9 protein-coding genes are annotated in these 14145 nt (G+C 36.4%); 6 read left to right on the forward strand and 3 right to left on the reverse strand.

Features of this window, described 5'->3' with window-relative positions; all coding sequences use genetic code 11:
• The first annotated feature begins 417 nt into the window (after positions 1-417).
• The 4 genes from recJ to F6K27_RS15210 all read left to right on the forward strand — a co-directional run bounded on the left by recJ (position 418) and on the right by F6K27_RS15210 (position 7693).
• A complete protein-coding gene (gene recJ, locus F6K27_RS15195) occupies positions 418-2799 on the forward strand; it encodes a single-stranded-DNA-specific exonuclease RecJ (RefSeq protein ID WP_287277173.1) in 2382 nt (793 codons plus the stop codon).
• Positions 2800-3001: 202 nt separating this feature from the next.
• Positions 3002-3133, forward strand: coding sequence for a hypothetical protein (locus tag F6K27_RS15200; protein WP_287277174.1), 132 nt, complete (start codon positions 3002-3004; stop codon positions 3131-3133).
• A 488-nt stretch (positions 3134-3621) separates the two neighbouring features.
• Complete coding sequence (locus tag F6K27_RS15205) at positions 3622-5886, forward strand: serine/threonine phosphatase (RefSeq protein WP_287277176.1); 2265 nt, start codon at positions 3622-3624, stop codon at positions 5884-5886.
• 586 nt (positions 5887-6472) lie between these two features.
• Positions 6473-7693: an FHA domain-containing serine/threonine-protein kinase gene (locus F6K27_RS15210; RefSeq protein WP_287277178.1), complete on the forward strand. Its 1221-nt coding sequence runs from the start codon at positions 6473-6475 to the stop codon at positions 7691-7693.
• Positions 7694-8629: 936 nt separating this feature from the next.
• Here the strand turns inward: F6K27_RS15210 and F6K27_RS15215 are convergent.
• The 3 genes from F6K27_RS15215 to F6K27_RS15225 all read right to left on the reverse strand — a co-directional run bounded on the left by F6K27_RS15215 (position 8630) and on the right by F6K27_RS15225 (position 12036).
• A complete protein-coding gene (locus F6K27_RS15215; RefSeq protein WP_287277180.1) occupies positions 8630-8848 on the reverse strand; it encodes a DUF4327 family protein in 219 nt (72 codons plus the stop codon).
• A gap of 1048 nt (positions 8849-9896) precedes the next feature.
• Entirely contained in the window at positions 9897-11138 is a 1242-nt protein-coding gene (locus tag F6K27_RS15220; protein WP_287277181.1) for a serine hydrolase, read from the reverse strand.
• 691 nt (positions 11139-11829) lie between these two features.
• The gene (locus F6K27_RS15225; protein WP_375339685.1) at positions 11830-12036 is read right to left on the reverse strand and encodes a hypothetical protein; all 207 of its coding nucleotides are present in this window, start codon (positions 12034-12036) and stop codon (positions 11830-11832) included.
• A gap of 1151 nt (positions 12037-13187) precedes the next feature.
• On the opposite strand from F6K27_RS15225, the gene F6K27_RS15230 reads away from it, so the two are divergent.
• Both F6K27_RS15230 and F6K27_RS15235 read left to right on the forward strand, forming a co-directional pair.
• Entirely contained in the window at positions 13188-13502 is a 315-nt protein-coding gene (locus F6K27_RS15230; RefSeq protein WP_287277183.1) for a VOC family protein, read from the forward strand.
• Positions 13477-13683, forward strand: coding sequence for a hypothetical protein (locus F6K27_RS15235; protein ID WP_161564332.1), 207 nt, complete (start codon positions 13477-13479; stop codon positions 13681-13683). Before F6K27_RS15230 ends, F6K27_RS15235 begins: the two co-directional genes overlap by 26 nt.
• Positions 13684-14145: the final 462 nt, after the last annotated feature.

Genomic DNA, 14145 nt, shown 5'->3' on the forward strand with positions numbered 1-14145 from the left:
ATTTATATCATGTCTATTTAAATAACCCCAATAAAAAATTTAGGGAGTAGGGAGTAGAGAGTAGGGAAGAAGGAGAAATTTGTTTACCCAGCATTCGGACTGAAAAAATATTCCCTCTTAAGAGAAGAACATTTTTATTATGGCTAATTAATGAGACTTGATATTAGATGAATTTTTTTCATCTACTACCTAAAACCTACCACCTAATATTAAATCTGGTTGAATACTTATTATATAGTTGGCAGAGGTGGGGAGATGGGGAGATGGTCTGATTTAATATTGAATATTGAAGTGTGGATAGAATTATAAACATATACTTTATAACCAGATTATATATAAAATCTAACACCTAAAACCTACCACCTAATACCTGACAAAGAACGGCAGTATAGTGACGATAAATTAAATTTATTAAAGATGTCTGAAACCAGAAATTATTGGCAAATTTATGCCTCCGATAATCCGCCAAATTCATTTGTTGAGATTATCAAAAATTATGCACCAAAATTATCAATAAAATATCTACCACAATTATTATGGCACCGTGGAATTAAAGATACTCAAAAATTAGCAGGTTTTTTAGACCCAAAACAATATCAACCCATTAATCCCTTTGAATTTGGCATCGAAATTAACAAAGCTATAGAAAGAATTATTGATGCTAAAAACAATCAAGAAAAAATTGCTATCTGGGGAGACTTTGATGCTGATGGTATTACCTCAACATCTGTACTTTGGGATGGATTAGGAGATTTTTTTCAGAAAAATCATCAATTAACTTATTACATTCCTAACAGATTTACAGAATCTCATGGTTTAAATATTCCTGGAATTGAACAGTTAGCAAAAAAAAATTATAGCTTAATAATTACCTGCGATACAGGTAGTACAAATATTGCCGAAATAGAATATGCAAATAACCAGGGAATAGACATAATTGTCACCGACCATCACACTCTACCCCCTCAACGTCCGCCCTTATTAGCTATTATTAATCCTCGTTATTTATCCCCCTCTCATCCCCTATATAATCTCTCCGGAGTTGGAGTAGCTTATAAATTAATAGAAGCACTTTATTTAACCCATCCAGAAATACCTAAACTACCCTTAAAAGAATTATTAGATTTAGTAGCCATTGGTTTAATTGCCGATCTAGTTCAACTAACAGAAGAAAGTCGATATTTAGCACAAATAGGAATTGAAAAATTAAGTACACAACTCCACAAAACCACCAGACCAGGAGTCGCCAAACTATTAGAATTATGTAAAAAAACAGGCGATCGCCCCACAGATATTTCCTTTGGTATTGGACCTCGAATTAACGCTGTAAGTAGAATCATCGGAGATGCCAGCTTTTGTGTAGAATTACTCACCAGTCGTGACCCCCAAAATTGTCAAAAACTCGCCATAGAAACCGAACTGGCCAACTCTAGGCGCAAATCCCTACAAAAAGAAGTAGTTCGAGACGTTACCCAAAAATTGACCAAACTAGACCTTTCTACCACTAACGTCATAGTTCTCACAGACCCTCAATGGCCTGTAGGTGTGTTAGGATTAGTAGCAGGTCAAATAGCTCAAGAATACAACCGTCCCACTATTTTGTTGACCGAGGAAACTGAGGCGGTCAAAAACTCTGAGGAACCATTATTAGCTCGTGGTTCCGCTCGTTCCTTTGGTCAAATAGACCTATACCAGTTAGTTAAAAATCAAGAACATTTATTACATAGGTTTGGAGGCCATCCTTTTGCTGCTGGCCTAAGCTTGCCAGTAGAAAATATCCCCATATTTACAGATGCTATTAATCAATTATTAGGACAAACATTAGGAACGACCGTTAACCAGACTTCAACAATAGAAGTAGATTTAATTGTGACTGTCTCTGAGTTGGGTAGAGATTTATTTCAAGAACTTAAACTTTTAGAACCCTGTGGAATGGGCAACCCTGTTCCTAAACTTTTAGTCCAAAATTGTAGGTTTAGTAATGTTTGGCACAGAAATCAAAAAGATTTAAACGGAAAAAAAGTTCAATATATCAAAACAGATTTTGAAATTTGGGATGAGTCTGGGGAGGAAGGGTTCCCTGGTGTTTGGTGGGGTCATTATAAAGATGAAATTCCTGAAGAAAAATGTGATGCTTTGGTAGAGTTAGACTTCAATGCCTATAAAAAACGTTATGAAGTTAGACTTATTGCCGTACAACCATCGCTCCAAAATACCCAGTTAAAAACATCAAACCTTGTAGATTGGATCTGGGACTGGCGTAATAGTCAGACAGTCGGTAATCTAGAAGAAATAAGAATTAATAGCCAAAAAGATTTTCTGATTATCAAAGAATGTCCCACTAGCTGGAACGATTTACGAGTCTGGTTTCGGCGAGCAATAAATCAACAAAAGAAATTAGCGATCGCCTACTCACAACCTCCTATTGTCCCTCCGACAGATATCTGGCAACAACTTTTGGGTATTGCAAAATATCTCAGTCGCACAGCTAAACCTGTCACCCGTTATCAATTACTAAAAAAATTAGGTATTGGCGATACTACTCTCAAATTAGGTTTTCAAGTGATACAATATTTATGTTTTAATGTCAAGTATAAAGACCAAGGTTTTTACATAACTCAAAATAAAATCAAAAACCAAAAATTAGAAACTCAATCCCAAATAATCGGAAAGTTCCTAGCAGCAATATCAGAAGAACAATTTCGGCAAAAATATTTCTGTGAAGTACCATTAAAGATAATAGAAGCGATCGCTGCCCAGACAATCTTAGAAGATACTACTATCTCTATTCCCTTCTAGTGCCGCTACGCGGAAGTCAAAAGTCAGCGGAAGTCAAAACTCAAAAGTCATGCATCGAGTGTGTAATTCTGAGGTCCCCTCAGAATGTAAGACACACTCAAGACAGTCAAAAGTATTGATTGGTAAGGCTCTTAGGATTTTGTAACTGGTTAGTTATTTCTGCCATCCTGCAATAGTGGACTGACACACATTAGATGTGGAGATGGGGAGATGGGGAGATGGGGAGATGGGGAGATGGGGAGATGGGGAGATGGGGAGATGGGGGGAGTGTGGGGGCAAAAAATTTATCTACAGTTATCAAAAAAATGTATTTTTCAATACACTTTTCTCCTAAAAAAGTCGCCCCAATACCAATACATAACTCGTATATTTTGTCAATTTTTATGTTAAGAAAGATGTTTATAAAGCATAGCCTCTTAAGGGGATAATAAAGAAAATTTTCATTATTAGTCAATCCTCTTTTTTTCAAGGAGAGGTAATTATTAATTATTAATTAGGGCTTGCTGATTAAATCTAAAAGCATTGACATATAAAGATTTTAGCCTTTTTGGGTTTGAAAAAAGTGCCTGGTTTTCAGCTCTTGATGCTCATGCATGGAGCGTATTTTAGGCACATAGTTGGGCAGAACAATCTTGGGACAATTTTTCCGACTACCTCCTCGCTCATTCCCATTTCTCCCCTCCTGGGAGGGGAGAAATTAGGGGTGGGTTGTCTCCTGTCTCCTGTCTCCTGTCTCCTACCCTTGCCCATAAGACTTTTTCAGCAAACCCTAATTATTCATTATTCATTATTCATTATTAATTGTTGAATTAACCCCCTATTATGCTCATCTGTCCCGAATGTGAGTTTGAAAACCCGAACCAGAATAAATTCTGTGAAAAATGTGGTACATCCCTAACCTACAAAAATTGTCATCAATGTGGAGCGCAAGTGTACTTCAGCGTTCGACAATGTCACAACTGTGGTGCTGATATAGCTCAAGTCTGGAAGGCAATTATAATTACTCAAGCAGAAGTTCTCCTCCCCAACTCACCTGAAATTAATCTCAAGGAAATGGGGCAAGAAGAAGTAATGATCCGAGCAAGTCCCTTGGCCAAAGATTCGGCGGAGTCAGCAGCAGATATCATTACAGAAGAACCCGAAGAGATTTTAGAATCCTCCGAACCTTTGGAGGCGGAAATGGAAGTTGATCCACAACCTGCTGCCGAAGTAGAATCAGAAGATACTTTACCAGAAACAATAACTGAAGTTGACGATCGATGCCAAAAATTAGAGGAGTTAGATAATTCTGAATCAATTACCGCAGACATTCTCAGTCCAATGTCTGAAGCAGCAAACACAGAGAATAAATTATCCTCAAATCCAAATGACGATCTAGAAAATTCCTCCACTGCATCAGAAAAATATTTAGATCCCCAACAGCGCTACCAACTATTGGAAACTATAACACCAACAAACCAAGGTGAAACAGTAGTAGTGCAAGTACTAGACTGTAACCCACTAGAACAAACCCCCCTCAAAGCTTGGTTGCGAAATAACTCCGGTAATTTTAGACCGCCCACTTCTAGCTCTCAAGAGAATGAATTATCGGGTTACCAAAATCAAGAAAGTCAATTCCCTACCTCAAACCAACAGGGAGAAGCAACGGAGATAGAAGCTTTGATTTTTCCCGCAATTGCTCAACCATATTTAACATTATATACCCAACTACCTCAACACTTTCCTACTGTTCAAGATAGTTGGCAGTCGCAAAACGAAGAAATATTACTTGTGGCAGACTACAGTAGTTTGCCATTATTAGTAAACCTTTGGGGAAGCGAAAACCTTTCCCAACTACAAATTCTATCCTGGTTGCAACAAATGACCGAACTTTGGGTAGCTCTAGCACCATGGCATTGTTGCCAAAGTATACTGGAATATGAAAATTTGCGGGTAAGTCAAACAGACAATAATTATATCAAATTGCAACGTCTGTACTCAAAACCTGGCGAGAGTGAAAATCTCCAAGATTTAATGAAATTCTGGCAATCGTTATTTGAGCAATCTCAACGGACACAGTTTGGTTGGGTAACAGCTTTAATGCAAGATTGGCGGGATGGTAAAATACAAACTATTGAAAAATTGCGATCGTATCTAATGACTACTGAAGAAAACTTACAACCCCAACCACCTCCTACATCAGCACCGACAATTTTGCAAACTGATGATGCTTCCCCACAGGTAGTAGAAAATATAGAAACTCAAGACACTGAACTTTTGCCAATACAGTTGGTAAATTTGGACAGTTCTGGTAAAAGTGATGTAGGCAGTCAACGAGATCATAATGAAGATTCTTTTGGGATTCAAACTCAGATAGAAAACCAAGAAACACCTACAGAAAGAATTATTCAAGCTAAAGGACTTTATGTGCTCTGCGATGGTATGGGAGGGCACGCTAGGGGAGAAATAGCGAGTCAAGTAGCAGTAGACACTATTAAACAATACTTTAAAGTGGAAAGTAGTTGGTCTGTAGGTTTGCCCTCTGAAGAAATAATTCGCGAGGCAATTATACAGGCAAATCAGGTAATCTACGACATTAATCAACAAGAAGTCCGCTCTGGCAGTAGTCGGATGGGTACTACTTTAGTAATGGCAATGGTTTACGATACAAAAGTAGCTGTAGCTCATGTGGGTGATAGTCGTTTGTATCGCCTCTCTCGTCAGGGAGGGTTAGAGCAGATCACTCTAGACCATGAAGTAGGGCAAAGAGAAATTAATCGTGGAGTTGAACCAGAAATAGCTTATGGTCGCCCAGATGCTTATCAACTAACTCAAGCTTTAGGACCGCGAGATGAAAATTTTGTCAGACCTGATGTGCAATTTTTCGAGCTTGATGAGGATAGTCTAATAATCCTGGCATCTGATGGTTTAACAGATAATGATTTTCTGGAAAATAATTGGAAAAATCTCCTGGAACCTCTTTTAAACAAACAAGCTAATTTAGAGTTGGGTGTAAACCAGTTAATTGATTTGGCAAATCAGTATAATGGTCATGATAATATTACAGCAATTGTGATTCGTGCTTTAGTGAAGCCACAAAAAAATTAGCAATACCGTTTCACGCTTAGTCAAAAGTCAGAAGTCAAAAGTGATATTTTAATTAATTAAAACCTTTATTATACACTAATTTCAGCTTATTAGTTTACTTCATCAGTTACCGAAAAATTCGGTCTAAAGCCTCCCCTTATTAAAGGGATAAAAAAAGATAATATTCCTTATGTCAAGCCTTGTGCTTTCCTACGGAATGCTGCGCAAACAGCTAGAGGTACTGATAACTGATAACTGAAATAACCAACTATTTGTGACATTTTTTAAGTGAATTGGTATAGCAGTCGAAACAAAGGGGGCGGACATTTATAAAGGCTCAAACTAAGTTAGGGATTACTTTTAACTTTTAACTTTTAACTTTTAACTTTTAACTTTTGATTTTTGACTTTCGACTTTTATCTTGCGCGGATCGCTATATAAGTTATGCTTTTATAGTGCTACGCATTAAGGTTTAGAAATGTCTTAACCCTGTTTCCTGACGGATTCCGCACCGAAAACCCTTTAACAGTTTACTATTCCCTATTCCCTATTTCCTATTCCCTAGCGCGTAGCGCTATACAAAAAACTTGAAGTTCAAACATAGATTGTGATTAGGTTAACCCTCCTAGACCCTCAAAAAAATACTCCTTTAAAAAATTGGGATTTTCAGAGTGAATCAATAATTAAGATTGGTCGCTCTCCTGATAATCAGGTTGTTTTATCTGATAGTTTAGTTTCACGATATCATCTGGAGCTACACAAAATACCAAAGTCCCAATCTGGAAATATTTGGCGATTAGTCAGTCAAGGTACAAATGGAACTTTTGTGAATGGAGTTTTGATGTCTCAGGGAATTATTTCTGATGGTTTCCTGATTCAGTTAGCCAGAGGTGGCCCTATTTTAAAGTTTCAAATTCAAGTTTCATCTGTTGCTAATGCTCCTCAACAATGTTGTTCTCGAGCTAGTGATAACCCACCAGGAAACTTATTTTGTATTTATTGTGGAAAACCTATTACAGTTGAACGCAGCATCCGTCAGTATCAGGTGTTACGAATATTGGGTCAAGGTGGCATGGGTACTACCTATTTGGCTTGGGATCGCGATCGCAATGGTTTACAAGTAGGCGCTTCACCTGCTGCTGCTTTGGTGGTTTTAAAAGAAATGAATGCTGATATGGCTCAGATCCGCAAAGCTCAAGAATTATTTGAACGAGAAGCTAGAACCCTGAAATCATTAAATCATTCAGGAATTCCTAAGTTTTTTGACTTTTTTGTTGAAGAAGACAAGAAATATTTAGCTATGGAGATGATTCACGGTCAGGATTTGGAAAAACGTATTTCTTTACAAGGACCGGTGTTACCAAAACAGGCAACTGAGTGGATGATTCAGACTTGCGAGGTTCTAGAATATATTCACTCACAAGATCCTCCACTGATTCACCGGGATATTAAACCTGCTAATCTTCTAGTGCGTCGTCGCGATAATCAGATAATAGTTCTAGATTTTGGGGCAGTCAAAGAGATTGGCACGCCTTTGGGTACGCGGATCGGCGCAGAAGGTTACAGTGCCCCCGAACAAGACCGCGGGCAACCTTTGACTCAATCCGATCTATATGCAGTGGGTGCAACTTCGATCTTTTTGTTGACTGCTCAAAGTCCGATGCACTTCTATGATAATCGTGGTAATGGTTATCGGTTTTATGTGGAAAATGTTCCCACTATTACACCACAACTAAGAAAGGTAATTGAAAAAGTTACCCAACCATTGCCTGGCGATCGCTATCAAACTGCTCTAGAGCTAGCAGATGCTTTAAAAGATTGCCTTTGAAGCACATCATCAATATTGGAATATCTCAATCTCACTATGTATAAGGGTTTTTGAGTTATTGGTAGAGATATAGCGCTACGTGCAAGTCAGAAGCAATCCCTGACGCTCGTTTGAGTATTTATAATTGCCCTAATCTATTTGTGTAGTGCTATATTACAAAAAAACTTCTGAAAAAAAACAAATGTATTTAGATGTTTACTCAATGAACCGACTCAGAGTTAAGCTCAAAGAATTGACTGAGTTTGTTTGGTAAGTTGACAAGCTAAAGTTGTACTCAACCACATGGTACGCGCTTAAAAGTGAGCAATTATGTTCATGGGATTGAAACTCCGCGGGATCTATCCGCGTGGATTTTTAAGAGTCACAAACTTGCCATACTAAAGTCACTTCAAATGTAACCCTTAATGACATAAGTAAGGATTCCTCTAGTTTGTCCCGGGTAAACCCATTCAGGTTGCTTTTTATTCCTCACATTATAGCAAAAATATTCAAAATTTGCAATGTGCATGATTAATGGTTAAAATCATTACCCTAGTTTCCATCCAGCCGTTGATAGCGTAGCTCAGACCTAGGAAGCAACTTACTAGTTTCCCACTTACCGAAAGTTTATGATGAACTTAACTTGAGATGAGTCGTTCTGACATTAAACAACTAGCAGATTTTTTTTCTAATAAATCCTAATAAACCTGTATTCAGTTATTTAGTTATTAGTTTTAAAATTGCTTTGGTATCAATTTAGTTTCCTGATTACAGCCTTAGAAACCAAAAAGTTTTGTTTTATTTTTGTTTGATTTTGTAGTGCGATCGCCTAATTATTCTATACTTTCAGTCTTATTGCCTAGATGTTGGGGCTAATCGACTACATTCTACCAATTTCTATCGCTTAAACTCCAGAATTATTCACCCTAATCAGTCTTATTTGATTAGGAAATTAGACTAATCTTCTTCCCACACCTCTACAACCAAAATTTCACCTATTGGATCTTGCATAGAAAAATCAAAGTCTTGAAGTTGCTTTTTCCAATAAGGCCACTTATCCCCAAAAAGTAGGGCTATTTTCCAGATACTATCTGTTGGCTTGATTATATTAGATTCTACGAGGGAATTCACCTGACGCTGAAATTTTTCCATCTGGTGCATAACCTTTTGGCTCATAATACCTCTTAATTTTTTTAAATTCTTCTAGAAATTAACTCCCCGATTCTCACTTTTACCGATTCGTGGATTTTTTGTGCTTTTGGGTAAGTTACTTTCTAGATTTATAGTTTAACATACCTACTTTTGACAAGGTATTATAAGTAAAACTAAATAATTAAAAATCAATAGTGAGATTTTTTTATTAAAGTCAGTTATTACAAGTTTTTATACTTGAAAAAAAGTAAGTAATATGATATTAACTATAACTTTTATTATTAGATTTTTTTATAAAATGTAACATAAAATTATATATATATTCAGATAAATTTAGCCATATATGCTATCTCCTTATCTCCCTATCAATCACCAAACATTAAAGAAGCAGTCAGCGGTCAGTAATCAGCAATCAAGCAGATTTTTTTTGAGACACCCTCGTTTGCGGATGATTGCGGAACGGAAAGGAGATTTCAATTCCTCTGAAGGCCATTAGACTTATCGGAAGCCGGGGATTTTTACCCAGAGCTACTAAAAGCTGAAGCGTTTCAGCGCTAAAAGCTGATAGTTAGTTCAGTATTTTCAAGCATCAGGCTTCAACGATCGGCACTGAAGTCCGCAATTCCTCTGATAAGAGGCTAGCGTAGTTCTGACCTTAGAAGGCTAACTGTTAGCGTAGCTCCAACCACAGGAGGCTAACTGAAATGAGGTCATTGCATCTGTATACAATGAGACAAATTAGCTTACTTATAGCGGTTTTCACAAAGGTAGACTACAGAAAAATATAAGTATGTTTGAAGTTTGATAAGTTACAAACTTGATAGCTGTATTCTCTGTTAATGAAAACCGCTATAAATTAGACATCTCCAATAATAAAAACAGGACTTACGCACGCATACAAAAATATACACCATTTGTAGGGGTCAACGGCCGTTAACCCCTACTATCTGTAGTGGTTATGGGTAAGTCCGGAAAAAATAAAATCAATCATTCCACTGTTATTCATCAATTCTTTCTGCCTGCTCCCTGCTCCCTGCTACCTACTCCCTACTCCCTCTTTTGCTGGAGATGTCTATTGTCCATTCAATGCCATCATGCGATCGTAAACATGACGAGACAGTTTGGGGAATATTTCCTCATCTCTGGCATAAGCAATATCTTCTGCAAAGATCGCCAGAATATAAATAGCCTTATCATCCAAAGTTCTCACAAATGCTACATCCATACGATGTTTGCTAGTGAAACCAACTTTAGAACCGAAATAAATTTTGCTAGGTAAAGATTCTCCGAGAAAACCTTTGATTCCATTGTAGGGGTCATTTTGCCATGCTTCGGGTCTTAAATCTCTGGTTAACAAATAAGCCATTCTTGTACTATATTGCCGTGAAACTGCCTGCCTGGTATATATTTCATAGATTAGTCTTGCTGCATGATCGGTTGAAATCAAATTTCTGAGAAACTTACCATCTTTCTTCCTGAGTTGGCGATCGCGACCGACTGGACCTTCTTGACTAGGAGAATATCGAGGATAATTTTTTGTACTAACTATTAAATGTTTATAACCTGCTTTATGAAAAAAATTGTTAACGGATTTTCTTTTGTCTAACCACTTTTCTAAATCTTTCCCTTCTAATTTACTCCCCGATTTAGTATCAGTAATTGCATCTAAAATTTTACTAGCAGAATCGTTATGAGATTTCTGCATCATTGCTCTCAAGTCTTCATGAAACTTAGATTCATCTTCAATTAAACCTTTTTTTACTGCCCCATAAAATGCAGCCATCCAAAATAATTTAGATACACTAGCAGGATACCTCACTTCTTGGCTTTGATATCCAGCAAATGTATGAACATCTTGGCTTCTAACATCTATTAAACTAATAGATAAAGGTTCTGTTGGTAGCCCTTTTTCTTCAGAAATTTTAACCAATTCATCAACTATTTCCTGTAGTTGAGGATTATAACGTAGAGGGGGTTGTCTACGAACATTGTAGGCAAATCCTAAGTCTTCAGGAGTTTGTTGAGGAACTGGGCGTACATAGGGTGGTACGAGAGTAGGTGATACTGAAGTTTGAGGAGTAGGTTGAGGGGTCTGTGAAGCTGTGCGACCTCTGAAAGGTAGGGTAATAACCCAGCTCGCGGTCATTAATATGGCGACTAATATGAGGATATTTTTATATTTTAACTGGGGTAATATTAGTTTTGTATTTTTAGTTTTAACTAGCCGACGTATTTTAACTGGACGTCGCTTGGCTACCCGATATGGTGGACGGACTCGATGAAATGTTTGGGGTGGTAACTTTTCTGCGTGCATTTGAATAATAAGAAATATAAGTAGTGGACTGAGACAGCTAAAATGGTGCCTGGCGACGGATTGTTAAATACTTTTCACAGCTTAATATTTTAGCCGTAATGGCGGACTCTATAATAATGAACTATTTTAGCTGTGTCATGGCAGTAGTAATAATTTTATTGGTTTTCAGGACTTTACTATAAATAGTGCTAAATTTTCAACTATGGCTGGGAAATTAATTTCAAGGCCATTAGTTATGATGGGAAAACAAGACAGTAAATTAGATTAATTTAATACCTGTTTTCGCAGGATTATTGACCAATATGGCATTAATTTGATACTTGAAATTCAGGATGATTAAGGATACTGAAAAATTTTAAAATTTAGATTTTTTAGCATTAGCAAATGCCGCTGTTGCTGAAGATAATTTTATGAACCGCCAATGTCAAGGTTCGTAACTTATCCCTTGGGAATTATCATTTTCTTTGTGGGTTTAATACCCCACCGTCAACGGGGGTGTTCACGCATTACTTGGGGGAGCGAATCCCCATGTAATTTTCCTCCTGTCTCCTGTCTCCTGTCTCCTGTCTCCTTCTTCAATTACAGGAAATGACATTTCAAATCCATCTACCCATTCTTGTCCTAGATAAAATTTTCCGTTTTCTGTAAAGTATGCGTATAATCGAGTAATCTGATGATTTTTTTCCCCTAGTTATTCTAAAATTGCTGCTTCTCTTTGAAATCTGTCTTGTACGATTTGATAAATTTGAGGATTATTTACTATGGGTTTAAGTTGTTTAATCACGCATAGACGACCGGAGGGTATTTGAGTATCTTGGGCAATAAATGTTTCGCCAAATCCTCCACTTGCTAACGTTTTGATGATGCGATAACGGTTATTGAAAATCGTTTTTTCCATATACCCGTAATATTTGGGTTGTGAATAAAATATTTTTGAATTAGGGAACAGGAATAATAATTTCAGAGTTTTTATGTATTTTTAAAGATATTAAATTCAGAACTTACAGATGAGGTACGAAAAACTAGAATTTCAGATTGCTTTCCGTTCCGGAATACTCCGCAAATCCTATCAGTCGCAATGACAAAAATAGATTGTACTGCGTAAGCCCTAAAATTAAAAGAATCTGAAACTATGGCCATTCATTGATTGATACCTTCTTTGCCTAAAAAATCTTTCCTGTCTAAATTTGAGTCTATTCAATTGCACTATTTTGTATAGTAAAATTTATCAAAAATCATGCTACCCTGGGAAGGTCATCATTTCAATTATCAGTTATCAGTTATACAAATTCCCATGCATTAATGCTTAACTGAGGTAACACTTCAGTTATTAAGTAATTAAAAAGGGCGCATGGAACCTTTTTGGTAATTAGCAGCCAAGTTAATATTAATTATTATTATACTTACTTCTCCCTCACTCCTCTACTCCCCTACTCAATAAAATGGGGTGCATCTCATATTTGCAAAATACTTTTTTCCTATATATTCCCTATTCCCTATTGCCTGTTGCCTAAAAGCAATAAAATTTTGGCTTTATTCAAAATTGAGATGTACCCATAAAATGTAGAGTAGAAAGGTTTTTGAGAAATGGTATTATCAGTACCGACCGCTGAAACCAGAGGCTTGAAATGAGGTTTAAGACCTTATTTTTTGTCAAAATAACAGAGATTAGTAAACAATCAAATTAAGTAAATAAATAGTATTTATAAATATGAAATTTAAGTATAGCAAAATTTTTAATAATTGACATAAGTCCTACTACCAAAACTATTCATAAAATGGAAATATTTTGCCAGGTTTTTATGAGTAGTTGACAATTATATATTAAATTTGTTTTAATAAAAAAAGTATACATTTAATTATTAAGAATTCTTTATATGCCTCAAGCAAATTACTCCATAAATCTAAGATAACCTGGTTGGTCTAGATGCTGGTGTCAAATACCAAGAGACAAACTCTAGACCAACCTTTGGAGGTTATAATGGATTCCATCATGTCGAAATCTGGGTCTGTAACGCTTATCAAGCAGCATTTTATTACTAAACACACATGGGTTTCCAACCAATTGCCTATAAGGGTTTGGAAACTGGCGATCGTGAATACACTTCCCACGTTTTGCATGCAGGTCAAGTCACCCTTGTTCTTACATCTCCGTTAAACCCAGGAGAGACAAAAATCAATCAGTTTTTAACCCAATATGGCGATGCAGTTTATGATGTAGCTTTTAGTGTAGAAAATGCTCAAGCAACTTATGAATATGCAATTGCACAAGGAGCAAAGAGTGTTTCTCTGCCTAGAGCTTTCAAAGATGAGGAAGCTATCGGTTTCTGTAGATGTTATGCAGGAGTTAGATATAGTCATTGATTTCGATGAAAAAGGTTACATTCTGCAAATTTCTACTCGCCCGTTGCAAGCTCGTCCTACTTTATTTTTTGAGTTTATGCAACGCAACAATTATAATGGCTTTGGTGCAGGTAACTTTAAGTCTTTGTTTGGGGCAATTGAAGCACAACACAAATTACGTGGAACACTATTTATGATTTGATTTAGTATTAGTTAAAGGCAACAGCTCATCTGGCAATAGGGAAGGCATATGATGGAGACGGACAGTCTGAAAACACTTAAGGTGTTTTTAGTAGTCAGGAGCAATCAAATCTATTCTTTTAGTCAAATAGATCTTATAGATCTTAAAATAATTTAATAGCATAGCTTTGCTGTATTTATAACATTCTTTTTTCAAGCTGGTATTAGTTAAAGAAATATTATATGTAAAATTTTTCAATCACTCTTAATTATTAATAAAATTCTTAATTTCACCCTTGGTATCAGAACTAATTCTAATCAGAAGAGGAAAGTTATGGCCAACAAGTAAACTCAGGTTTTTTCTCAATGCGTCAAGTTGTAGAAGCTAGCTGAGAAAATTTCTAATTTATTGAATTGATTAATACTAATATGGCCACTTTTAACCAAGGACAACAAAAATAATAGTTTTTTTTCTTAAGCACCC

Source organism: Okeania sp. SIO2F5 (assembly GCF_010692685.1).
Taxonomy (GTDB): Bacteria; Cyanobacteriota; Cyanobacteriia; order Cyanobacteriales; family Microcoleaceae; genus Okeania; species Okeania hirsuta.

What these genes read in the sequence shown, in the direction of transcription:
- F6K27_RS15230 (WP_287277183.1), top strand. Translation starts at nt 13,188, where the DNA reads ATGGGTTTCCAACCAATTGCCTATAAGGGTTTGGAAACTGGCGATCGT.
- F6K27_RS15235 (WP_161564332.1), top strand. Translation starts at nt 13,477, where the DNA reads ATGCAGGAGTTAGATATAGTCATTGATTTCGATGAAAAAGGTTACATT.
- recJ (WP_287277173.1), top strand. Translation starts at nt 418, where the DNA reads ATGTCTGAAACCAGAAATTATTGGCAAATTTATGCCTCCGATAATCCG.
- F6K27_RS15220 (WP_287277181.1), bottom strand. Translation starts at nt 11,138, where the DNA reads ATGCACGCAGAAAAGTTACCACCCCAAACATTTCATCGAGTCCGTCCA.
- F6K27_RS15215 (WP_287277180.1), bottom strand. Translation starts at nt 8,848, where the DNA reads ATGAGCCAAAAGGTTATGCACCAGATGGAAAAATTTCAGCGTCAGGTG.
- F6K27_RS15200 (WP_287277174.1), top strand. Translation starts at nt 3,002, where the DNA reads ATGGGGAGATGGGGAGATGGGGAGATGGGGAGATGGGGAGATGGGGAG.
- F6K27_RS15205 (WP_287277176.1), top strand. Translation starts at nt 3,622, where the DNA reads ATGCTCATCTGTCCCGAATGTGAGTTTGAAAACCCGAACCAGAATAAA.
- F6K27_RS15225 (WP_375339685.1), bottom strand. Translation starts at nt 12,036, where the DNA reads ATGGAAAAAACGATTTTCAATAACCGTTATCGCATCATCAAAACGTTA.